20 protein-coding genes and 1 tRNA gene are annotated in these 20,268 nt (G+C 68.4%); 12 read left to right on the forward strand and 9 right to left on the reverse strand.

Going from position 1 to position 20,268, the window contains the following annotated elements:
* Positions 1-4 precede the first annotated feature (4 nt).
* The 7 genes from mnhG to ACIPV2_RS08995 are packed head-to-tail and all read right to left on the reverse strand — an operon-like array spanning position 5 to position 7,420.
* Positions 5-403, reverse strand: a complete 399-nt coding sequence (gene mnhG, locus ACIPV2_RS08965; protein ID WP_101187787.1) for a monovalent cation/H(+) antiporter subunit G — start codon at positions 401-403, stop codon at positions 5-7.
* A complete protein-coding gene (locus ACIPV2_RS08970; protein ID WP_400840455.1) occupies positions 400-669 on the reverse strand; it encodes a monovalent cation/H+ antiporter complex subunit F in 270 nt (89 codons plus the stop codon). The genes mnhG and ACIPV2_RS08970 overlap by 4 nt, the downstream gene beginning before the upstream one ends.
* Positions 666-1,235, reverse strand: a complete 570-nt coding sequence (locus tag ACIPV2_RS08975) for a Na+/H+ antiporter subunit E (RefSeq protein ID WP_400840456.1) — start codon at positions 1,233-1,235, stop codon at positions 666-668. The genes ACIPV2_RS08970 and ACIPV2_RS08975 overlap by 4 nt, the downstream gene beginning before the upstream one ends.
* Positions 1,235-2,788: a Na+/H+ antiporter subunit D gene (locus tag ACIPV2_RS08980; RefSeq protein ID WP_400840458.1), complete on the reverse strand. Its 1,554-nt coding sequence runs from the start codon at positions 2,786-2,788 to the stop codon at positions 1,235-1,237. The genes ACIPV2_RS08975 and ACIPV2_RS08980 overlap by 1 nt, the downstream gene beginning before the upstream one ends.
* Positions 2,785-3,357, reverse strand: coding sequence for a Na(+)/H(+) antiporter subunit C (locus ACIPV2_RS08985; RefSeq protein ID WP_400840460.1), 573 nt, complete (start codon positions 3,355-3,357; stop codon positions 2,785-2,787). Before ACIPV2_RS08985 ends, ACIPV2_RS08980 begins: the two co-directional genes overlap by 4 nt.
* On the reverse strand, positions 3,357-6,275 hold the full coding sequence (locus ACIPV2_RS08990; protein ID WP_400840462.1) for a Na+/H+ antiporter subunit A: 2,919 nt from the start codon (positions 6,273-6,275) through the stop codon (positions 3,357-3,359). The genes ACIPV2_RS08985 and ACIPV2_RS08990 overlap by 1 nt, the downstream gene beginning before the upstream one ends.
* Before the next feature lie 53 nt (positions 6,276-6,328).
* Positions 6,329-7,420 (reverse strand): LacI family DNA-binding transcriptional regulator, encoded by a 1,092-nt coding sequence (locus tag ACIPV2_RS08995; protein ID WP_400840464.1) that lies wholly within the window; start codon positions 7,418-7,420, stop codon positions 6,329-6,331.
* 68 nt (positions 7,421-7,488) lie between these two features.
* On the opposite strand from ACIPV2_RS08995, the gene ACIPV2_RS09000 reads away from it, so the two are divergent.
* The 3 genes from ACIPV2_RS09000 to ACIPV2_RS09010 all read left to right on the forward strand — a co-directional run bounded on the left by ACIPV2_RS09000 (position 7,489) and on the right by ACIPV2_RS09010 (position 10,254).
* Entirely contained in the window at positions 7,489-8,712 is a 1,224-nt protein-coding gene (locus tag ACIPV2_RS09000) for an MFS transporter (RefSeq protein WP_400840466.1), read from the forward strand.
* A 9-nt stretch (positions 8,713-8,721) separates the two neighbouring features.
* Positions 8,722-9,417 carry an endonuclease NucS gene (gene nucS / locus ACIPV2_RS09005; protein ID WP_101187778.1) on the forward strand — a complete coding sequence of 232 codons (696 nt, stop codon included), beginning with the start codon at positions 8,722-8,724 and terminating at the stop codon, positions 9,415-9,417.
* Positions 9,418-9,585: 168 nt separating this feature from the next.
* The gene (locus ACIPV2_RS09010; RefSeq protein ID WP_400840468.1) at positions 9,586-10,254 is read left to right on the forward strand and encodes an HAD hydrolase-like protein; all 669 of its coding nucleotides are present in this window, start codon (positions 9,586-9,588) and stop codon (positions 10,252-10,254) included.
* 68 nt (positions 10,255-10,322) lie between these two features.
* On the opposite strand, the gene ACIPV2_RS09015 is transcribed toward ACIPV2_RS09010, so the two are convergent.
* A complete protein-coding gene (locus ACIPV2_RS09015) occupies positions 10,323-10,529 on the reverse strand; it encodes a cold-shock protein (protein WP_087131957.1) in 207 nt (68 codons plus the stop codon).
* Between the two features lie 641 nt (positions 10,530-11,170).
* Between ACIPV2_RS09015 and ACIPV2_RS09020 the strand changes: the two genes are divergently transcribed.
* The 3 genes from ACIPV2_RS09020 (at position 11,171) to ACIPV2_RS09030 (ending at position 12,848) form a co-directional block, all read left to right on the forward strand.
* Positions 11,171-11,344, forward strand: coding sequence for a CsbD family protein (locus ACIPV2_RS09020; RefSeq protein WP_101188862.1), 174 nt, complete (start codon positions 11,171-11,173; stop codon positions 11,342-11,344).
* Positions 11,345-11,429: 85 nt separating this feature from the next.
* Positions 11,430-12,488: a YbdK family carboxylate-amine ligase gene (locus tag ACIPV2_RS09025; protein WP_400840471.1), complete on the forward strand. Its 1,059-nt coding sequence runs from the start codon at positions 11,430-11,432 to the stop codon at positions 12,486-12,488.
* A 30-nt stretch (positions 12,489-12,518) separates the two neighbouring features.
* Entirely contained in the window at positions 12,519-12,848 is a 330-nt protein-coding gene (locus tag ACIPV2_RS09030) for a hypothetical protein (RefSeq protein WP_400840473.1), read from the forward strand.
* Between the two features lie 59 nt (positions 12,849-12,907).
* Here ACIPV2_RS09030 and ACIPV2_RS09035 read toward each other — a convergent pair.
* A tRNA-Leu gene (locus ACIPV2_RS09035) sits at positions 12,908-12,991 on the reverse strand.
* A gap of 138 nt (positions 12,992-13,129) precedes the next feature.
* On the opposite strand from ACIPV2_RS09035, the gene ACIPV2_RS09040 reads away from it, so the two are divergent.
* Genes ACIPV2_RS09040 through ACIPV2_RS09065 form a run of 6 tightly spaced genes read left to right on the forward strand, consistent with a single transcriptional unit; the run spans position 13,130 to position 20,237 of the window.
* Positions 13,130-13,834, forward strand: a complete 705-nt coding sequence (locus ACIPV2_RS09040; RefSeq protein ID WP_101188865.1) for a DUF3662 and FHA domain-containing protein — start codon at positions 13,130-13,132, stop codon at positions 13,832-13,834.
* The gene (locus ACIPV2_RS09045) at positions 13,831-14,322 is read left to right on the forward strand and encodes an FHA domain-containing protein (RefSeq protein WP_400840475.1); all 492 of its coding nucleotides are present in this window, start codon (positions 13,831-13,833) and stop codon (positions 14,320-14,322) included. The genes ACIPV2_RS09040 and ACIPV2_RS09045 overlap by 4 nt, the downstream gene beginning before the upstream one ends.
* A gap of 14 nt (positions 14,323-14,336) precedes the next feature.
* Positions 14,337-15,629 carry a PP2C family protein-serine/threonine phosphatase gene (locus ACIPV2_RS09050; protein ID WP_400840477.1) on the forward strand — a complete coding sequence of 431 codons (1,293 nt, stop codon included), beginning with the start codon at positions 14,337-14,339 and terminating at the stop codon, positions 15,627-15,629.
* Positions 15,626-17,008: an FtsW/RodA/SpoVE family cell cycle protein gene (locus tag ACIPV2_RS09055; protein WP_400840478.1), complete on the forward strand. Its 1,383-nt coding sequence runs from the start codon at positions 15,626-15,628 to the stop codon at positions 17,006-17,008. The genes ACIPV2_RS09050 and ACIPV2_RS09055 overlap by 4 nt, the downstream gene beginning before the upstream one ends.
* Positions 17,008-18,462 (forward strand): peptidoglycan D,D-transpeptidase FtsI family protein, encoded by a 1,455-nt coding sequence (locus ACIPV2_RS09060; RefSeq protein ID WP_400840480.1) that lies wholly within the window; start codon positions 17,008-17,010, stop codon positions 18,460-18,462. Before ACIPV2_RS09055 ends, ACIPV2_RS09060 begins: the two co-directional genes overlap by 1 nt.
* Positions 18,459-20,237, forward strand: a complete 1,779-nt coding sequence (locus tag ACIPV2_RS09065; RefSeq protein WP_400840482.1) for a serine/threonine-protein kinase — start codon at positions 18,459-18,461, stop codon at positions 20,235-20,237. The genes ACIPV2_RS09060 and ACIPV2_RS09065 overlap by 4 nt, the downstream gene beginning before the upstream one ends.
* Positions 20,238-20,268 lie beyond the last annotated feature (31 nt).

The following is a 20,268-nucleotide window of genomic DNA, read 5'->3' on the forward strand; positions in this document are numbered from 1 at the left end:
CGGGTCAGCCCGCGGCGGGCGGGGTCTGCTTCGACTCGGCGTACTCGTCGACGACGAGGCTGTGCGCCTGGATCGTGCCGTTGCGGTACGCCTGCCGGCCCACCATGTGCGCCGACAGCGGCGCAGTCGCGAACTGCAGCAGGATCACGGGGATGACGATCAGCAGCCCGAGCAGCATCCCCCCGATCGTGCGCTGCGAGACGGCGATCGCCAGGCAGATCAGCACCAGACCGAGCACCTGCGGCTTGGTGCCCGCATGCAGCCGGCTCGGCACATCGCGGAAGTGCAGCAGGCCCACTGCCGCCGAGAGGCAGAGGATGGCGCCGAGCAGCACGAGGATCAGCGCGATGGTCTCGGCGACCGGCACCGGCACGGCGATCTCGAGGAACGATGTCACGGTCATGGTGTCGTGTTGTCCCTTCGTGCGACGTAGCGGGCGACGGAGATGGATGCGAAGACGCCGACGGCCGCGATGATGAGCATCACCGGGATGTTGCGGGTGTGCCCGTTGAGCGCCATATCGGCGCCGAGCACGCACATCACCTCGGTCAGCAGCACATCGGAGGCGACGGTGCGGTCGAGGATCGACGGGCCGCGGACGATGCGGACCACGCAGAGGATGCCCGCGACACCGAAGAGGACGAAGATCGCGATGAGCAGCGGGTTCATCGTGTGGCTCCACTCTGATCGGCTTTGAGCGCCCGGTACTGCTCGGGTGTGCCGACCGCGCGCACGATGCGCCGCTCCCAGCGCAGCACTCCCTCGCGGAATCGGTCGACCTCGTCGCGGTCGCGCACGCCGATGACATGCAGGTACAGGATGCGCCGGTTGCGGTCGCTCTCGACGACGAGCGATCCGGGGATGAGCGACGCGGTCACGGCGACGTGCGTGGTGAGGATGTCGTCGGCGTAGCGCAGCGGGATCTCGATGATCGCCGCGCCGGGCTGGCGCCGGAAGTCGAACACCTGGATCGTCACGCTGACCGCGCCCATCACCACCGCGCCGAGGAAGAGCGCGATGAACACCAGCGAGTGCCAGACGTTCACGCGGCCGACCAGCTCGACCGTCGGCAGGCGGAAGACGCGGGTGACGAAGATCGCCACCAGGATGCCCGTGACGACCGCGAGCGGCGTGAACTGGTGCCACAGCAGCATCCACAGCAGCACGAGCCAGATCATGAACGGCAGCTGCAGCAGGATGTCGCGGACGATTCGGCGGCGGGTCTCGGTCTTCATCAGCCGGCCCCCTCATCGATCTGCTCGAGGGTCACGGGCTGCAGCAGACCGGTGCCGATGCGGTCGCAGATAGCGTAGAGCGGACCGGCGAAGACGGTGAGCGCGACGGTCACCGTGACCATGCCCGCTGTGGCATACGTCATGATCGGGGGGATCTCGCGCGTCTCACCCTGCTCGTCGGCCGCCGGTGCGTTGCCGAGGTACTCGATGCGTGCGTCGTTCTCGGCGCCCCCGTCGTCTTCGCGCCAGAACGCCAGGTTCCACGCCCGCATCAGTGCGTACAGGGTGAGCAGGGACGTGACGATGCCGCCGAAGATGAGCACGATCATCAGCGGTGTGCCCACCGCGGCCGCGGCCTCGAAGAGCGCGACCTTGCCGATGAACCCCGAGAACGGCGGCAGACCGCCGAGGTTGATGGCGGGCACGAAGTACAGCACAGCCAGCACCGGCGCCGCCTTCATCAGTCCGCTCACCCGCAGGATCGACGTGCTGCCGGCCTTGCGCTCGATGAGCCCGACGGCGAGGAAGAGCGTCGTCTGCACGACGATGTGGTGCACGATGTAGTACACCGTGGCGCCGATGGCATCCTCCGTCGCGATCGCCAGACCGAAGATCATGTAGCCGACGTGGCTGACCAGGGTGAACGACAGGATCCGCTTCAGCTCCGCCTGTGCGACGGCGCCGAGCACTCCGATCACCATGGTGGCGAGCGCGACGATCAGCAGCAGCGTGTTGATGTCGTTGCTCGCGAACAGCTGCGTCTCGGTGCGGATCAGCGCGTACACGCCGACCTTGGTCAGCAGGCCGGCGAACACCGCGGTGACCGGTGCGGGCGCGGTCGGGTACGAGTCGGGCAGCCAGAACGACACCGGGAAGATGGCGGCCTTGATGCCGAAGGCGATCAGCAGGATGAGGTGCAGCACCAGCTGCGTCTCCTGCGGCAGCTGCGCCACGCGCTCGGCGATCTGAGCCATGTTCACCGTGCCCACGGCGCCGTAGATCATCGCGATGGCGGCGAGGAAGAGGATCGACGACACGAGCGAGACGACGATGTACACCGCCCCGGTCCGGATGCGGGACTCGGTGCTGCCCAGGGTGATCAGCACGTATGAGGCGACGAGCAGGATCTCGAACCCGACGTACAGGTTGAACAGGTCGCCGGCGATGAAGGCGTCGAAGATGCCCGCGGCGAGAATCAGGTACGTCGGGTTGAAGATCGAGATCGGCGTCTCCTCGTCGCCGTCCGCGGCGCCCTGGCCGATCGAGAAGAGCAGCACAGCGAGCAGCACGATACTCGAGATGAGCACGAGCAGCGCGGCGAGGCGGTCGACGTAGAGGATGATGCCGAACGGCACGGGCCAGCCGCCCACCGAGACCGCGAGGGGCTGGTCTGAGGCATCCACCGCCACCAGCAGCACCGCGGCGATGATCGAGACCGCCACGAGCGTGGCGGTCGTCACGACGACCTGCAGACGTGGACTGCGGCCGAAGACGAGGGTGATGGCGGCCCCGAGCAGGGGCAGCATCACGATGAGGGGGACGAGCGCGCTCATGAGCGATCCTCGCTCTCGTCGTCCTGCGCCCGTGAGCGGTGCTGTGCCGTTGAGCGCTCTGAAGGGGCATCCGGAACGTTCACCGGGGCGTCGTCGATGATGGCGGGGTGGTCGCGCATGTTCAGCACGGTGATGGGAGCGGTGGTGACGCCGACGAAGTCGGTGGTCGCCTCCTCCTCCTCGACGGTCGACTCGTCGTCGAAGAGGTCCTCCTCGGCATCCGTGCGCTCGCGCACCGCGATGTCGCCGGGGTCGTCCTCGACGGTGTCAGCCTGCCCCAGCTGCCAGGAACGGTAGATGAGGGCGAGCAGGAACGCCGAGACGGCGAAGGTGATCACGATCGCCGTGAGCGTCAGCGCCTGCGGCAGCGGGTCGCTCACCGCCCCCTCCTCGGCATAGAACGGCGCAGACCCCGGCACGCCCATCACTATCAGCAGCAGCAGGTTGGTGGCGTTGCCGAGCAGCAGGAACCCGATGAGCACGCGGGTGAGGCTGCGCTCCATCATCGCGTAGACGCCGGCGGCGAAGAGCACGGCCATGATCACGATGAGGGTGAGGGAGACATCCATCAGATGACCACCCCCCGACTGCGCATCTCCAGGGTCTGACGGTCGACCTCGGCGCCGAGGCTGCGCAGCACGTCGAGCACGAGACCGATGACGACCAGGTAGACGCCGACGTCGAAGACGGTCGAGCTGACGAATTCGAGGTGACCGAGAAGCGGCACCTCCGCCTCCCACACCGCGCTCTGCAGCGGCGCCAGGCCGAAGAACAGCGGCAGCAGGGCGGCTCCCACGGCGAGCACCAGCCCTCCGCCGAGCAGTCGTCCGGCGTCGGCGGGCGCGGCTGCCCCCAGCTCCCAGCGCCCGCCGGCGATGTATCGCATCACCAGCGCCATCCCCGCGACGAGTCCTCCGGCGAAGCCCCCGCCGGGGAGGTTGTGACCGGCGAAGAGCAGATAGATCGACACGAGGATGATCGTGTGGAACAGCACGCGCACGATCACCTCGAGCAGGATCGAGCGGTTCTCGGCCTTCATCTGCTGTCCGCTGACCAGCCAGGCCCGGGGCGCGCCCCGGTTCTCCGCGGTCTGGAAGCGCAGGCCCTCTTCGGTCTCGACCATGGGCCGGCGCGCGGTGGAGCGGAGCTTCGTCTGCGGCAGGTTGCGGGTCGCCGAGAGCAGGTCGGCGCGATGGGTCACGAACACGAGGGATGCCACACCGGTCGCGGCGAGCACGAGCACGCTCAGCTCGCCCATCGTGTCCCACCCTCGGAGGTCGACGAGGGCGACGTTGACGACGTTCCTGCCGTGCCCCAGCTCGTAGGCGAGCTCGGGGAAGTCGATGGAGACGGGGTCGAACATGCGGGCCTGCGTGGCGACGATGGCCACGAAGGCCATCACGACCCCGACGCCCACGGCCAGCACTGCCCGCGGGATCCGCCCGACCGACGCGTTGTGCTCGCCCATGCGCGAGGGCAGCCGGCGCAGCACCAGGGCGAAGGTGACCATCGTGACGGTCTCGACGAGGATCTGCGTGAGCGCGAGGTCGGGCGCGCCGCTCGTCGCGAACAGCACCACCATCCCGAGGCCGGTGACCGAGACGAGCACCACTCCCGTGTAGCGCTTGCGGGCGCGCACGGCGACGATGCCGGCGACCGCCATCACCGGTGCGACGACGATCTGCACTGGAGTGTGCCACGCCGACAGCTCGATCCGATCGGGCATCGCGGCGGCGAGCGCGGTGGCCTCGGCGGCGAGCAGCACGACGAAGATCGTGCCCACGTACAGCGGGAGCGAACCGCGCTGGGTGACGCTCGTGGTCAGCACCGACAGGCGATCCACGCCGCGCATCACGAGGTAGTACGCATCGGCCGCGGTGAAGCGCAGCATGCGGCGGCGCCGGTCCCAGCGGGTGCGGATGCTGAGCACGAACACCCCGATGCCCACGGCGATCGCGCCGAACGAGAGAAGCAGGGCGGGCTCGAGCCCGTGCCAGAGCGCCAGATGACCGGGCTCCTCGGACCCGAGCGTCTTCGCGTACCCCTGCAGGGCGACGTCGAGGGCGGGGGCGCCGATGCCGGCGGTGATCGTGAGGCCGGCGAGCACGATCGGCGCCGACAGGAAGCCCACCGGAGGATCCGGCCATGCCGTTTCGGGAATGTATGCGCCGTCGGCATCCTTCTTCCGCCAGAAGGCACCCCAGAGGAACCGGCAGCCGTAGGCGGCGGTGAGGACCGCACCGATCGTCACGCCCACGAGCGCCACCCATCCCCAGGCCGAGCCGTGCTGGGCATCCTCCAGAAGGGCGGTCAGGGTCGACTCCTTGGCGACGTACCCGATCGTCGGGGCCACGCCCATCATCGACGCCACCGAGATGAATGCGGCGGTGGCCATCACCGGCGCCTGACGTCCGACACCCGACAGCTCGTCGATGTCACGAGTGGACAGCTGGCGGTCGATGACACCGACGATGAGGAACAGCGCCGACTTGAACAGGGCGTGCCCGATGACGAGCGCGAGCCCGGCGAGCGCCGCCGCCGGGGTGCCGTAGCCGACCACCACGGCGAAGAAGCCGAGCTGGCTGACGGTGCCGAAGGCGAGGATGCGCTTCAGGTCGGTCTCGCGCAGCGCCTGGATGCCACCGAGCAGCATCGTGAAGACGCCGAGCGTGATGACGATCGGCCGCCACGGGGCCGAGAGGGCGAAGATCGGCGCGAAGCGCGCGATGAGGTAGATGCCCGCCTTCACCATGGCAGCGGCGTGCAGATATGCGCTGACCGGCGTCGGCGCGGCCATGGCGCCGGGGAGCCAGAAGTGGAACGGGAAGAGAGCCGACTTCGAGATCGCACCGACCAGCAGCATGACGATCGCCGCATCGACGAGCGGTCCGGTCGGGGCGAGCGCGAGCATCTCCCGGATGCTGGCCGTGCCGGCGTCGACGACGAGCAGGATCACCCCGACGAACATGACGAGGCCGCCGAGCGTGGTCACCAGCAGCGCCTGCAGCGCAGAGCGTCGGCTGGCCGCGCGGCGACGGTAGTGGCCGATGAGCAGGTACGACAGGATGCTGGTGATCTCCCAGAACATCACGAGCATCACCAGGTCGTCGGTGAGGACCAGCCCGTACATCGCACCGGCGAAGCCGAGCAGCACGCCGGCGAACTGGCCGACCTCACGCGCTTCGTCGTAGAAGTACCAGCGGCAGTACAGCAGCACGAGCGCTCCGACGCCGGTGACGATCAGCGTGAGCACCCAGCCGAGCACGTCCATGTGCATCGACATGTTCAGCTCGAGCTGCGGGATCCACCGGTAGAGCTCGAAGGGGGCATCCCGACCACCCAGCACGCGCGGCGTCTGCACGAGGGCGTGCACGAAAGCGGCAGCGGGAACGAGAGCTCCGAGCACGAACGCCTGTGCTCCGAGCCAGCGCACCAGGACGGGGAGAAGAAGCGACCCGGCCAGGAACACGGCGAGGAGCAACAGCATAAGCGGCTCCTCAAGCTCGTCGAGGCCTTCCGGCACAGGCGGGCGATGTGACTCTATTCTACGGGGCTGTTGCGCACCGCTGGTCGGGCGGCAGTCTCCCCGGCACGGAATTCGCACGTGAAGTGCACCGATTCACCGGGTTCGCCCTCGAGCATCCGCGTCACCTGCTCCCCTGCCGCGCGACCCTTCTCGAGCGCCGGCTGGGCCATCGTCGTGAGTTCGAGCGAGCCGAGCCCGTCGGCGGCGATGCCGTCGAAGCCGACCACTGTGAGGCCCTCCGGCACGCGCAGCCCGAGCTCTTCGGCTGCGCGGATGGCGCCCACGGCGAGCAGGTCGCTCTGCGCGACGATCGCGGTCGGCCGATCGGCGCGCAGCGCCCCGTCGTCCGTGGCGAGCAGCATGCGGCCGACGAGATAGCCCTCGTCGACGAGGCTGCCTGCCGCCGTGATGGCCACCGCATCGGGGAACGCCGCGCGGAATCCCGCCAGCCGGTCGAGCGTGACGGAGACGGTCGCGCTCGCCTCCCGCGCGGGAGTGATGAGGGCGCGCTCGCGCGCGGAGTCGAGCGGCAGCGTGATCGTCGCCGCGCGTCTGTGTCCGAGCTCGAGCACGTGCCGGGCGATCGTCGCACTCGCCTCGCGGTTGTCGAGAGTGACCTGCGGCACGTCGTCACCTCCGTCGCCCTCGATCACCACCACCGGCAGCCCGCGCTGCCGCACGACGTCGAGCACTTCGCGAGCGCGCGTCGAGCATCCGATCAGGACGACGGCGTCGACGGGCGCCTCGGCGATGGCCGGCGGCTCGTCCTCGCGGGGATCGTCGCGCAGCAGCAGGATGCCTGTGCTGATCGAGGCGAGGGCGTCGGTCAGGCCGTCCATCATCGCCGTGGTGACGGGATCGAGGAAGGCGTGCCGCAGCTCTCCCCCGAGCACGACGCCGACGATGCCGCTGCGACCCGTGCGCAGGGAGGCGGCGCGGGGATCGGGCCCGGTGTAGCCGAGAGCGGCCGCCGCTGCGAGCACCTTCTGACGGGTGGCGTCCGCGACGTTCACCTTGCCGCTGAACACGACGGATGCCGTCGAGGTGGACACCCCGGCTTCCCGCGCGACATCGGCGATGGTCGATCGTCGGATGCCGGTGCTCATGCTCCGAGGATATCCGGCGGCGTCGTCGGCGGTTCTCAGATATCGAATCGTTTCGATACGATGGACGGATGGATACCGCCCTCACTCGCGCGCAGTTCGTCCGCTGGCGCCTCGCGATCTTCGCGATCTTCCTCGCCAGCGGCCTGTCGATCGCGACGTGGGCGTCGCGGGTGCCCAGCATCGCCGCTGCCCTGCAGATCGACAAGGCCCAGATCGGGCTGCTGCTGCTGGGCATGGGCATCTCGTCGATCATCGGCATCTCCACCGGTCCGGTCCTGATGGCCCGCACTGGCGCACGGCTGGGCATGCTCATCGGGATGCTCATGTTCGGCTCGGGTGTCATCCTGATCGGGCTCGGCACGGACGTGTTCGGGTCGGTGCCAGTCGTCATCGCCGGCCTCGTCCTCTTCGGCTTCGGCAACGGCTCGGTCGACGTGATGATGAACGTCGAGGCCACCGCCATCGAGCAGCAGATGGGCAGGACGATCCTGCCGGTGTTCCACGCCTTCTTCAGCTTCGGCACCGTCATCGGCGCCGGTGCGGGAGCAGGGGCCGCCCTGCTGCACCTCAACGTCGCCACTCACGCCGGCATCATCGGGGTCATCATCCTCGCCGGCGCCGTCGCCTGCTTCTTCCAGGTGCCTGTGCGCGAAGCCGCACTCGACCCCGCGCCCGAGGAGAAGCCCTCGGTCCGCCAGCGCATGCACACCGCTCTCGAGGCGTGGCGCGAACCCCGCACGTATGCGCTCGGCATCGTCATGCTCGGCATGTCGTTCGCCGAGGGCGGTGCCAACGACTGGATTGCACTCGGCGTCGTCGAGGGCCACGGCGAGGCAGTCAGCATGGGCGCACTCGCCCTCACGGTGTTCTCCGTGGGCATGACCGTCGTGCGTCTCTTCGGCGGGCCGCTGGTCGACCGCTTCGGTCGCGTCGCGGTGCTGCGCGTGCTCGCCGCGACCGCGGCATCCGGCATCCTGCTGTTCATCCTCGCGCCCAACCTGCCGCTCGTGCTGCTGGGGGCGGCTCTCTGGGGCGTCGGAGCCTCGCTCGGATTCCCGCTGGGCATGTCGGCCGCTGCCGACGACCCCGCGAAGGCAGCCGCCCGGGTGAGCGCTGCGGCGACCATCGGATACGTCGCCTTCCTCGGCGGGCCCCCGGTGCTCGGCCTGATCAGCGAGCACATCGGGCTGCTGAACACCCTGTTCATCCTCGTCGCGCTCGTGGTCATGTCGGGACTGTTCTCGCCGGCTGCGAAGCCGCTGCACGCCGATGAGCCGGCCCTGACGAAGTAGGCTCTTCGGGTGCGTCTCGTCATCGCCCGCTGCTCGGTCGACTACACCGGTCGGCTCAACGCCCATCTGCCCCTCGCCACGCGCCTGCTGGTGCACAAGGGCGACGGCAGTCTGCTCGTGCACTCCGACGGCGGCAGCTACAAGCCGCTGAACTGGATGAGCCCGCCGTGCTCCCTCTCCCCCGAGGTCCCGGGTGAGGAGGAGGCCGGCGCCGGCGTCATCGAGGTGTGGCGCGTCACGCACAAGAAGACCGGAGACGCTCTTCGCGTGCAGATCTACGAGATCATCCACGACTCGCAGCACGAGCTCGGCATCGACCCCGGCCTGCAGAAGGACGGCGTCGAAGCCGACCTGCAGCGGCTGCTGGCCGAGCAGGTCGACCTGATCAGCGAGGGCGCGACCCTCGTGCGTCGCGAGTACCCGACGGCGATCGGTCCCGTCGACCTGATGGTTCGGGATGCCCGCGGCGCCGCCATCGCGGTCGAGGTGAAGCGTCGCGGCGACATCGACGGGGTCGAGCAGCTCACCCGGTACCTCGAGCTGCTGGGGCGCGACCCGCATCTCGCACCGGTGACCGGCGTCTTCGCAGCTCAGGAGATCAAGCCGCAGGCGCGTGTGCTCGCAGAAGACCGCGGCATCCGCTGCGTCGTGCTCGACTACGAGGGCATGAAGGGCATCGAGTCGGGCATCCCCCGCCTGTTCTGACCTCTCGCGACGCGCACCCCCGCCCCCCTGCCCCGTTCCCCGCGTCGAGAGCACGGGACGTCGCCGAGTGCACGGCTCATTCGCGTGAACGTCCCGCTCACTCGCCGAGGTCCCGTGCTCTCGACGCCAGGGGAAAAGGTGGCTCGACGCGACCCGTAGGCTGGTTGCATGCCCGCTTCGCCATACACCTGCATCCTCTGGGACGTCGACGGCACCATCGCCGACGCATCCGCCGGCATCCTTCCGCGACTGCAGCAGGTGTTCGCGTCGTACGACCTGCCAGAGCCGGATGCCGAGGCGCTGTCGCTCTGGATCGGCCCGCCCATGCTCGAGTCGTTCCAGGTGCGCGCGGGAATGGACGCCGCGCAGGCCGAAGAGGCCGTGCAGCGGTACCGCGCCCTCGCCGCAGCAGACCGATACGCCGCCTCGGTCGACCTCTACCCCGGCGTCGCCGATGTGCTGCGCGCCGTTCACGCCGCCGGCATCCCGCAGGCGACGGCCAGCACCAAACCCGAGAACCAGGTGCAGGCCATCCTCGACCACTACGATCTGACGCCGCTGTTCACCGCGGTCTCCGGCGCCAGGGTCGGAAGCATCGGCAACCACGACGGCAAGTCGTTCGTGGTCGGTCAGGCACTCGAACGGCTGCGGGCCGCGGGCGTCGACGTGTCGCGTCCGGTGCTGATCGGCGACCGTCACCACGATGTCGACGGCGCGGCCGAGCACGGCATCCCGGTCATCTTCTCGGAGTGGGGTTTCGGGCAGCCCGATGAGGCCGAGGGTGCGAAGGCGCGCGCTGCCGATGCCGCTGAGCTGCACGACCTGCTGCTCGGCTGAACGGCGCCAGCATCCGCAGACGCAGAACTCCCCGGCGCCGATCGGCACCGGGGAGTTCAGAATCCGCCTCAGAGAGGGCGGATGTTCTCGGCCTGAAGGCCCTTGGGGCCCTGTGCCACATCGAACTCGACGCGCTGGTTCTCGTCGAGTGACCGGTAGCCGCTGGAGGTGATTGCGGAGTAGTGCGCGAACACGTCGGCGCCTCCGTCATCGGGGGAGATGAAGCCGAAGCCCTTCTCCGAGTTGAACCACTTGACCGTGCCCTGGGTGCTCATTTACTGCCGTTCTGCTGATTGCCATGTCGACGCAGGATGCCCCGACTGCGCTAACGCTATCCCAGCGGACCCTTCCGTCAACAGGGCGAAGTGGAAGGTGACCCAAATGTTGCATGAAAACGTGGATGGCCCCCACCGCGGGGGGAGCGGTGAGGGCCGAAGACGACCGGAGGGTGCGTCGGAATTCAGCATACACGCTTTTCGACAGATTTGTCCCCCATATGGGGGACAAATCAGAGAATCAGTGTCATGATGAGAGCGGCGCCCTCGCCTCAGCTTCTGGGGAGATGCAGGCAAGGGACCAACTGCATGCGGAGATCGTCGGAAACTGGGGAGTAGCCGTCACCGAAGGGGAATCGGGAGAACAAGCGATCAGATCCCACCGCATGCACCTCAGGATACGACCTGGGGGATCAGATGGGGATTGCAGGCTCGGAGAGGAATCGTCAGCACAGCGAGGCAGACGTCCTCTCCGAGCCGCTTCATGTCGGCTCGAAGCCGACGGCAGCCTCGAGGGTGACGAGTTCTAACGCGGACAGCTCCGGCTGTCAATCCCTTGGCCGGATTGCCCACCCCGGTGACACGCTGGCATCTCCACGTCAGACAGGGCGGTGACCCCGCCCCGAACGGAGGGAGAACCCATGGGAGCCATGGACGACGCCAAGCACAACACCGAGAAGCTCGTTGGCAAGGCCAAGGAGGGCATCGGTGACGCCACCGACGACCACAGCCTTCAGGCGGAGGGCAAGACCGATCAGGTCAAGGCCGACGCCAAGAAGGTCGGCGACGACGTCAAGGACGCTTTCGACAAGTAACCTTCGCGGCCGTTGCGCCGGACAGCGCGCCGTCGACCCTCGGGTCGGCGGCGCTTGTCGTATCACCGGGGATGAGGAGGAGCCGATGGATGCCACGCGCTTCGGCGTCGAAGAGGAATTCCTGCTGCTCGACGAGTCGGCACTCATCCCGCTGTCGGGCAGCGGGATCGTCGATCGGGTGAAGGGCCCTGCGCCCGGCGGGGGCGTGATCACGTCGGAGTACCTCACCTGCCAGTTCGAGTGCGCCACAGATCCCGTTCGCACACTGGGCGAGGCCGGGTCGCAGCTTGGCGGGATGCGCCGGATGCTCGCAGAGCTGGCCCCCGAGAATTCACTCGTCGCTGCCACCGGCGCTCCGCTCGCGCAATGGAGCGCGCCGCTGATCTCGGCGTCGAAGCACTACGACGACGTGTCGACGCTGCTCGGACAGCTCACCAGGCAGCACGCGGTGAACGGTCTGCACGTGCACGTCGAAGTGGTCGGCGATGAAGAGCGGGTACGCGCACTGCGGCGAGTGCGGGCCTGGCTGCCGGTGCTGCTCGCCCTCAGCGCGAACTCGCCCTTCACGTATGGCGTGGCGTCAGGGCTGGCGAGCTGGCGCAGTGTGCTCATCAGGAGGCTTCCGGTGTCGTGGGCACCTCCGGCCTTCCACGATGCCGACGAGTATCACCGCACCGTCGAGCAGATGGTGACCGTAGGGCTGCTTCCCTCGCGCGGGTCGACGTCATGGGCGGTGCGTCTGTCGGAGAGGTTCGACACCGTCGAGGCCCGCGTCGCCGACGCTCAGTTGCGCGTCGACGACGCGCTGCTGCAGGCCTCGCTGACGCGCGCGATCGCCATCGCCGACGATCTGCCGGATGCCGCTCCCCCGCCCGCCGAGCTCGACGCCGCCATGTGGCTGGCGGCTCGCCACGGCATGGACGCGCGGCTGTTCACCCCCGAGGGCGAGATCGAAGACGCCTGGGCGGCCACCGAGCGGATGCTCGACGGCATCCGCCCCGCACTCGACGCCAACGGCGATGAGACCTTCGTCGACGAGCATCTGGGACGCCTGCGGTCGGAGGGCACTGGCTCGCAGCGGCAGCTGCGCGCGTACCAGACGGGTGGCGCCCAGTCGCTGGGGGCTCTGTACCGCCAGTGGTGACCGGCGGACTCGCCCGGCTTATCATCCAGTATGGGAAGACTGAAGTACGACAGCAGCGAACCCTCGATCGCGATCGACGACGAGACGCTCGCGCATCTCAAGATCGTCATCGGCACCAAGCTGCGCCGCAATGAGAGCTTCCTGCTGACCTGGCTGCGCGGCGACGACTCAGAGGACGCCCGAACCACCATCTGGGTGCATCCGGCGATACCGATCCAGTTCGGCTTCGACGCCGCCGTCCTCCCGCCCGTCGCGCCGGAGCGCGTCACGACGATCATGACGGCGCTGAACGCCACCGGCGAGCTCGTCCTCGACGAGTACCTTGCCTCTCCCGCCGCCGTCATCGAACCGGCAGGATGACTCTTCCCACGACCAGGGACGGAAAAGGCCCCGGATGATCCGGGGCCTTTTCCATTCTGTGCGCGAGGGGGGACTTGAACCCCCACGCCCTTGCGAGCACTGGCACCTGAAGCCAGCGCGTCTACCTATTCCGCCACTCGCGCATCGTCTTGTTCCGGAGAACTCAACCTCGAAAGGCTATCACGATGGGCGGCGTGCTTCGAACCGGCCGACCTCAAGAAGCGGTTATCCAGCCCGCCTGACTACGATGGCCCTACCGGTCGGCATGCCAGAGGAACCTCGTGGGATTACTTGACAGCTTTGAGAAGGGTCTTGAACGCGCCGTGAACAGCGCGTTCGCCAAGACCTTCCGCAGCGGCATCCAGCCCGTCGAGATCGCCTCGGCGCTTCGGCGCGAGGCCGATACCAACGCGGCTGTGGTCAGCCGCGACCGCATCATCACGCCCAGCGACTACCTCGTGCGGCTGAGCCCCGACGACCACCAGCGGATGCGCGCGCTCGGACGCGCATTGAACGAGGAGCTCTTCGCGCTGATGACGAAGCATGCCCGAGCACAGGGTTACAGCTTCGCCGGCCCGCTGCACATCTCGATGGAAGCCGATGAGCGCGTCGCCACCGGCGTCGTGCGGGTCAACTCCTCTTCTGTCGAGAGCACGGTCGAGTGGCAGGGCGTCGTCGAGATCGACGGCCGACGGCATCCGCTCACCAGCGCCCGCACGGTGATCGGTCGCGGCAACGACGCCGACATCACCATCTCCGACGCGGGCTCCAGCCGCCGTCATGCCGAGATCCTCTGGGACGGCGAGCGCGGGATGCTGCGCGACCTGGGTTCGACGAACGGCACCAAGGTCGACGGGCAGAAGATCCGCGAGACCGCACTCACACCTGGCACCTCGTTCACGATCGGCCGCACCGAGCTCACCTTCGACGTCGTGCCCGTGAGCCCTTCGACAGGCTCAGGGACCCAGAGAGGGACGATCCGATGAGCGAACTCGTGCTCCTGCTGCTGCGCATCGGCTTCCTGGTGCTGCTGTGGTTCTTCGTGTTCGGCGTCGTCTACTCGCTTCGCGCCGACCTATTCGGCGTCCGCGTGCGCAAGATGCCTGCGAGTGAGGCGGCCGCTGTTCCCGCCGCCTCCCCTGCCCCCACACCGGCGAAGGTGCCCTCGAACGGGCGGCTCCCCACTCATCTGATCATCACCTCGGGACCCAAGACCGGACTCGAGGTCCCGCTGGGTTCCGCGGATTCGCTGTCGATCGGACGTTCCAGCGAGTCGGGCCTCGTGATCCGCGATGACTACACCTCCAGTCACCATGCACGGCTGTCGAAGCGCGGCGACATCTGGACGATCCAGGACCTCGACTCCACCAACGGCACCTATCTCGACGGGCGGCGCCTCGGCGACAAGCCCCTGCAGGTCGCGATCGGAACCCCCATCAAGGTGGGCGCCACGACCTTCGAGCTGCGATCGTAAGGCTCCGCATCCAGATGGTCTTCGAGGGCTCGAGCGCAGCGATCTCCCACACCGGGAAGGTCCGCTCCAACAATCAGGACTCCGGATACTCCGGGGCGAACCTGTTCGTGGTCGCCGACGGCATGGGCGGCCACGCCGGAGGAGACGTCGCCTCGACGCTCGCGATCGCGCGCATGGAGGCGCTCGATCATCCCTACGCCTCCACCGACGACGCACAGGCCGAGCTGCAGGCGGCCGCCACCACCGCCGCCGGCGACCTCATACAGGCCTCGAAGGAGCGCCCAGAGCTCGCCGGGCTCGGCACCACGCTCTGCGCCATCGTGATGGTCGACGACCACGCGGTCATCGGCCACATCGGCGACTCGCGCATCTACCTCTACCGTGACGACGCGCTCACCCAGATCACCACCGATCACACGTTCGTGCAGCGCCTGGTCGACTCGGGTCGCATCACGGTCGAAGAAGCCAGGTACCACCCGCGCCGCTCGGTGCTCATGCGCGTGCTGAGCGACATGGACATCGCTCCCGACCTCGACATGTTCGTCATGCCGACCAGGCCCGGCGACCGCTGGCTGCTGTGCTCCGACGGCCTGTCCGGCGTCGTCGACGACGAGCACATCGCCAAGGCGATGCGCCTCGGTCTCGCTCCTGGCCGCACGGCCGACAACCTGCTCAAGCAGGCGCTCGACGGCGGTGCTCCCGACAACGTCACGATCGTGCTCGTCGATGTCGGCGGCGCGCATCCGCTCTCGTCCGGCACTCCGACGATCGTCGGGGCGGCGTCGAACCCCGCCGACCTGCCGGTGCCCGCGCCGCGACCCTCGCTCACCGGCTGGCTGCACCCCGTGCTGCAGGCGGCGAACGAGCCCAGCCACTTCGAGCCCGACTCCGACGACTTCTTCGAGGAGATCATCGAGGAGGATCGGCGTCGTGCTCGCCGGCGCCGCTTCGCCTGGCTGTTCGCGCTCTTCCTCGCTGTCCTCGCCCTGGTCGGCGCGGGTCTCATCGCCTACAACTGGACGCAGACCCGCTACTTCGTCGGGGCGGATGACGACAGCGTCGTGATCTACCGCGGTGTGCAGCAGAGCATCGGTCCGTTCTCGCTGTCGACAGAGGTGAAGGACACCGGCATCCTGCTCGCCGATCTGCAGTCGTACCAGCGCTCGTCGGTGGAGCGGACGATCAACGCCCGTTCGCTCGCCGACGCCGAGGCGATCACCGATCGCCTCGCGAAGATGGTGCTGCACGTCGAGCCGCCGCAGCCCCAGCCCTCACCCACCGCGACCACGGAGGTGCCGACGCCATGACTGCCGTCTCGGCCGACACCAGTGTGCTGAAGGCGCTGAAGAAGATCCGGATGCCGCAGAAGCAGCGCAACCGGGAGTTCTGGCTGCTGCTGTTCGCCCTGCTCATCTCGGGTGCCGCGCTGACCCTCGTGCAGCTGGGCGCGCTCGGCACGATCGATCCGATGATCCTCGCGATCGGCGGCGGACTCGGCGTGCTCGTCTTCGCGCTGCACGTGGTGCTGCGCGTGGTGGCATCCGACGCCGACCCGTTCGTCCTGCCCATCGCCACGGTGCTCTCCGGGCTCGGCATCGCGATGATCTACCGCATCGACATCGCCAAGAAGTACACCGGCTGGGAGATGTTCTCGACCAAGCAGCTCGCCTGGACGGCGATCTCGCTGGCCGGCGCGATCGCGATCGTCATCGCGCTGCGCAACTACCGTGTGCTCTACCGGTTCACGTACATCTCCGGTCTCGCCGGCATCGTGCTGCTGATCCTGCCGTTCATCCCCGGTCTGCGTGCCCGCGGCGTCAACGCCGACGTGTGGGTGTCGCTCGGCGGCGTCGTGTCGTTCCAGCCCGGTGAGCTGGCGAAGATCTGCCTGGCGATCTTCTTCGCCGGCTACCTGGTGCGCACGCGCGAGAGCCTCAGCTCGGTGGGCAAGCGGGTTCTCGGCATCACGTGGCCGCGCATGCGCGAGCTCGGCCCGGTGCTCGTCGTGTGGCTGCTCTCGCTGCTGATCATCGTCACGCAGCGCGACCTCGGCACCGGCGTGCTGATCTTCGGCATGTTCATCGCGATGCTCTACGTCGCCACGGGCAAGACGAGCTGGGTGCTGATCGGCCTGGCCGGCGTCGCGGCCGGGGCTTTCCTCGCCACCCGCATCCTCGACTACGTGCAGCGCCGCTTCACCAACTGGCTGGATGCCTTCAACCCCGACATCATCACCCGCGAGGGTGGCAGCTTCCAGCTTGTCGAGGGCATCTTCGGACTGGCCCACGGCGGTCTGATCGGCACGGGCTGGGGTCAGGGCCGCCCCCAGATCACCCCTCTGGCGCACAGCGACTACATCATCCCGAGCCTCGGCGAAGAGCTCGGCATCGTCGGGCTGTTCGCCATCCTCTGCCTGTACATGGTGTTCGTCAGCCGCGGTCTGCGCATCGGGATGGCGGGCCAGGACGACTTCGGCAAGCTGCTCGCCGCCGGTCTGTCGTTCACGATCGCGCTGCAGGTGTTCATCATGGTCGGCGGCGTCACCCGGGTGATCCCGCTCACCGGTCTCACGACGCCGTTCCTCGCTGCGGGTGGGTCGTCGCTGGTCGCGAACTGGCTCATCGTCGCCCTGCTGCTGCGCATCAGCGACGCGGTGCGCCGCCAGCCCAGGGTGGTGATCGGCTGATGACGAAAGAGCTGAGACGCCTGAGCTTCGTGATCCTCGCGATGTTCATCTCCCTGTTCGCCGCGACGAGCTGGATCCAGGTGGTCGACGCCGACAGCCTCGGTCAGAATCCCGCCAACACGCGAACCCGACTGGACAGCTACCAGATCCAGCGCGGATCGATCATCGTCGACGGCACCGCCATCGCGACCTCGGTGCCCGCCGACGACCGCTACCAGTACCAGCGGGTGTACACCGATCCCACGCTGTGGGCGCCGATCACGGGCTACTACAACCCTGTGCTCGACTCGCGCACAGGCATCGAGCGCGCCCTGAACTCCGACCTGTCGGGAACCGGCTCGAACGCGTTCTTCGGCGAGATCGAGCGCATCCTCTCCGGCCAGCCGCAGCAGGGCCTCAGCGTCGAGCTCACCATGGACCCACGCGCACAGCGCGCGGCGTACGATGCGCTGCAGGGTCTGCAGGGGGCCGTCGTCGCCATCGAGCCCACGACGGGACGTGTGCTCGCGATGGTCTCGACTCCCGGCTTCGACACGAACACCCTCGCCGCGCATGACCCGCAGGCCGTCGAGGCGACGTACGACAGTCTGTCGGCCGATTCCAGCAAGCCGCTCTACAACCGCGCCATCGGCGGCAACCTGAACCCGCCCGGCTCGACCTTCAAGGTCGTCGTGGCGGCCGCGGCGCTGGCATCCGGTGAATGGACGCTCGACTCGACGTTCCCGAACCCCGCGCGCTACACCCTTCCGGGCACGACCACGACGGTGTCCAACGCGTGGGGCGGCGCCTGCGGCGACGGCGAGACCACGACGCTGGCACAGGCGCTGAAGCTGAGCTGCAACATCCCGATGGCTGAGCTCGCCGTCGAGCTGGGCGACAAGCGCATCCGCGAGATGGCCGAGAAGTTCGGGTTCAACACCGATCTCGAGATCCCGCTCGCCGTCACGCCGTCGAGCTACCCCTCGGGGCTGAGCGACGACGCGACCGGACTCACCGGATTCGGCCAGGGCAAGGTCACCGCCACCCCGCTGACGATCGCGATGGTCGCCGCCGGAGTGGCCAACGACGGCACCGTGATGAAGCCGCGAATGGTGGATGCCGTGATCGGCGACGACTTCGCCGTGCACAAGCAGTACGACGATGAGGCGTTCGCGCAGGCTCTCGACCCCGAGACAGCCGACGCGCTGACCGCCGTGCTCGTCGAGGGCGTCGCGTCGGGAGCGGCGACGGGTGCAAGAATAGACGGCGTCGATGTCGCCGGAAAGACGGGCACGGCGGAGAACGGCGGCAAGCCGTACACGCTGTGGTTCACAGGTTTCGCGCCTGCGGAGGATCCGCAGGTCGCGGTGGCAGTCGTCGTCGAAGACGGCGGTGGAAGAGGCACATCGGGCAGCGGCAACGCGATCGCCGCTCCGATTGCCAAGAAGGTCATAGAGGCGGTGCTGGGCAGATGAGGCCGACGCAGGGTGTGTCGTTCGGAGGACGCTACGAGCTGTTGTCGCGGATTGCGATCGGCGGCATGGGCGAGGTGTGGGAGGCGACGGATCACGTCATCGGACGCACCGTCGCCATCAAGATCCTCAAGGACGAGTACATGGGCGACCCCGGGTTCCTCGAGCGCTTCCGCGCCGAGGCCCGTCACGCCGCGCTCGTCAACCACGAGGGCATCGCCAGCGTGTTCGACTACGGCGAGGAGAACGGCTCCGCGTTCCTCGTCATGGAGCTCGTGCCCGGCGAGGCGCTGTCGACGATCCTCGAACGCGACGGCGCGCTGAGCGCCGACAAGACCCTCGACATCGTCGCGCAGACCGCGTCGGCGCTGCAGGCCGCGCACGCGGCGGGTCTCGTGCACCGCGACATCAAGCCGGGAAACCTGCTGATCACGCCCGACGGACGCGTGAAGATCACCGACTTCGGCATCGCCCGCATCGCCGACCAGGTGCCGCTGACCGCCACCGGGCAGGTCATGGGCACCGTGCAGTACCTGTCGCCCGAGCAGGCCTCCGGACACGCGGCCTCGCCGGCGACCGACGTGTACTCGCTCGGCATCGTCGCGTACGAGTGCCTAGCCGGCAAGCGGCCGTTCACCGGCGAGTCGCAGGTGGCCATCGCGATGGCGCAGATCAACGAGCAGCCTCCGCCGCTGCCCGACTCGGTGCCGGTGCCCGTGCGCAACCTCGTGATGGCGATGATCGCGAAGAAGCCCGCCGACCGGCCGTCGTCAGCCGCGACCGTGTCGCGCGCGGCGCAGGCGCTGCGCCGCGGCGACCTGAACTCGGCCGCGATCGCGGTGCCGGCCATCGCGGGTGCTGGTGTGGCGGATGCCGATGACGCGACGCGGATCCTCACGGGGATGGGCGGCGAGGACACCACGCGCATTCTGCCCACCACCGCTCAGCTGCCCTCCGGAGCAGCCGTCGCCTCGACGACGACGGCCGAGCCGGAGGAGGAGAAGAAGCGCAAGCGCAGCCCGTGGACGTGGCCGCTCATCGCTCTGATCGCCCTGCTCGTGCTCGTTCTCGGCGGAACGCTGATCGCCATGCTCAGCAACCAGGACGAGGCCAAGCCCGCGGCGTCGAGTTCGACGCCTGCCAAGCCGAAGCCCAAGCCGAGCTCCGCCACTCCGAGCGCGCCGGAGAAGGCACTGGTCAACGTCGGCGACCTCGACCTCGTCGACCGGCCGTGCGAGGACGCCAGGAAGACGCTCGTCGACGCCGGCCTCGACGGCAACTGCGTCGCCGGCAACACCGCCGCCCCTTCCCCCGATCGCGAGGGCTGGGTGCAGAGCGTCAGCGAATCGGGCAACGTCGAAGAGGGCACCCTGATCACCCTCACGACGTACAAGGCCGCGGTGACCATCCCGACGCCCTCATCGGCCCCGAGCCTCAGCGGCACGCCCACCACCGGCGCCACCGTCACGCTGAACTGGACGAACTTCGAGTGCCCGAACGGGGTCCCGGCTCTGTCGGCGTACGAGGTCAAGCTCACCAACGCGACCTTCGACGACGGCAACGCCGATCGCACGTTCGGCCGGGGCCAGCTCAGCGCTCCGATCACGATCACCGGCACCCCCGGTGCCACCGTGACGGCCAGCTACGTGGCCTACTGCGGAAACGACCTGCCCTCCCCGCGTTCTCCGCAGATGGAGAAGCAGATCCAGGCGGCCGCCACGCCGACTCCGCCCGCCGGCGGGGACGACGACGCTGAGGGCGCTGCCCCCAACCAGTAATCTGGAGGAATCGTCCACGAGGTCTGAGGGG

It is taken from the genome of Microbacterium sp. NPDC089987 (genome assembly GCF_044748505.1).
Lineage (GTDB): Bacteria > Actinomycetota > Actinomycetes > Actinomycetales > Microbacteriaceae > Microbacterium.

Excerpts from the sequence above, each read along its gene's own strand:
- ACIPV2_RS09025 (WP_400840471.1), top strand. The coding sequence starts at position 11,430 with ATGGATGCCACGCGCTTCGGCGTCGAAGAGGAATTCCTGCTGCTCGAC.
- ACIPV2_RS08980 (WP_400840458.1), bottom strand. The coding sequence starts at position 2,788 with ATGAGCGCGCTCGTCCCCCTCATCGTGATGCTGCCCCTGCTCGGGGCC.
- mnhG (WP_101187787.1), bottom strand. The coding sequence starts at position 403 with ATGACCGTGACATCGTTCCTCGAGATCGCCGTGCCGGTGCCGGTCGCC.
- ACIPV2_RS09030 (WP_400840473.1), top strand. The coding sequence starts at position 12,519 with ATGGGAAGACTGAAGTACGACAGCAGCGAACCCTCGATCGCGATCGAC.
- ACIPV2_RS09060 (WP_400840480.1), top strand. The coding sequence starts at position 17,008 with ATGACGAAAGAGCTGAGACGCCTGAGCTTCGTGATCCTCGCGATGTTC.
- ACIPV2_RS09015 (WP_087131957.1), bottom strand. The coding sequence starts at position 10,529 with ATGAGCACCCAGGGCACGGTCAAGTGGTTCAACTCGGAGAAGGGCTTC.
- ACIPV2_RS09000 (WP_400840466.1), top strand. The coding sequence starts at position 7,489 with ATGGATACCGCCCTCACTCGCGCGCAGTTCGTCCGCTGGCGCCTCGCG.
- ACIPV2_RS09065 (WP_400840482.1), top strand. The coding sequence starts at position 18,459 with ATGAGGCCGACGCAGGGTGTGTCGTTCGGAGGACGCTACGAGCTGTTG.
- ACIPV2_RS08970 (WP_400840455.1), bottom strand. The coding sequence starts at position 669 with ATGAACCCGCTGCTCATCGCGATCTTCGTCCTCTTCGGTGTCGCGGGC.
- ACIPV2_RS08995 (WP_400840464.1), bottom strand. The coding sequence starts at position 7,420 with ATGAGCACCGGCATCCGACGATCGACCATCGCCGATGTCGCGCGGGAA.
- ACIPV2_RS09055 (WP_400840478.1), top strand. The coding sequence starts at position 15,626 with ATGACTGCCGTCTCGGCCGACACCAGTGTGCTGAAGGCGCTGAAGAAG.
- ACIPV2_RS09020 (WP_101188862.1), top strand. The coding sequence starts at position 11,171 with ATGGGAGCCATGGACGACGCCAAGCACAACACCGAGAAGCTCGTTGGC.
- ACIPV2_RS08985 (WP_400840460.1), bottom strand. The coding sequence starts at position 3,357 with ATGGATGTCTCCCTCACCCTCATCGTGATCATGGCCGTGCTCTTCGCC.
- ACIPV2_RS09010 (WP_400840468.1), top strand. The coding sequence starts at position 9,586 with ATGCCCGCTTCGCCATACACCTGCATCCTCTGGGACGTCGACGGCACC.
- ACIPV2_RS09050 (WP_400840477.1), top strand. The coding sequence starts at position 14,337 with ATGGTCTTCGAGGGCTCGAGCGCAGCGATCTCCCACACCGGGAAGGTC.
- ACIPV2_RS08990 (WP_400840462.1), bottom strand. The coding sequence starts at position 6,275 with ATGCTGTTGCTCCTCGCCGTGTTCCTGGCCGGGTCGCTTCTTCTCCCC.
- ACIPV2_RS09045 (WP_400840475.1), top strand. The coding sequence starts at position 13,831 with ATGAGCGAACTCGTGCTCCTGCTGCTGCGCATCGGCTTCCTGGTGCTG.
- ACIPV2_RS08975 (WP_400840456.1), bottom strand. The coding sequence starts at position 1,235 with ATGAAGACCGAGACCCGCCGCCGAATCGTCCGCGACATCCTGCTGCAG.